The organism is Roseivivax isoporae LMG 25204, assembly GCF_000521865.1.
In the GTDB taxonomy this organism is placed as follows: Bacteria; Pseudomonadota; Alphaproteobacteria; order Rhodobacterales; family Rhodobacteraceae; genus Roseivivax; species Roseivivax isoporae.
Map to the genome: position 1 here is coordinate 1 of NZ_JAME01000178.1, position 376 is coordinate 376.

The 376-nt window shown below is 69.9% G+C and carries 1 pseudogene; it reads right to left on the bottom strand.

The features are described 5' to 3' along the window. Nucleotides 1-35: 35 nt before the first annotated feature. Nucleotides 36-376 (bottom strand): annotated as a pseudogene (locus RISW2_RS25320) (hypothetical protein); the annotation flags it as partial.

The following is a 376-nucleotide window of genomic DNA, read 5'->3' on the forward strand; positions in this document are numbered from 1 at the left end:
GATGCCACAAGTGATGAATCCGGTGAGGCTTTCTGTCAAGCGGCTTCTTGTGGGTAGACGAGCCCGAAGCCCTGCATGCGGTCCAGAGCACCACATAGAGCACGTCGCAGACCATCCCTGCACTTGGCATCGACACCCCATCCGTGCCCGCGCAGCACGTCAGTGAGCGTTCTGTCCGCGCAGCAGACCTGATCGACGAGGTCCCGCAGACGGATCGCGCGGCGCCGGCCGCCGGGGCGGATGTGGCGCACCTCCTTCGCCAGCCCGTCCCCGATGCGGCGGCGCAGGACGCGCAGGCGCTCGATGTCGCGGAAGATCGCGGCCTCGCGGTCGCCGGGCCGGCCGCCGCCGCCCGCGCCCTGCGTCTCGATCGAGG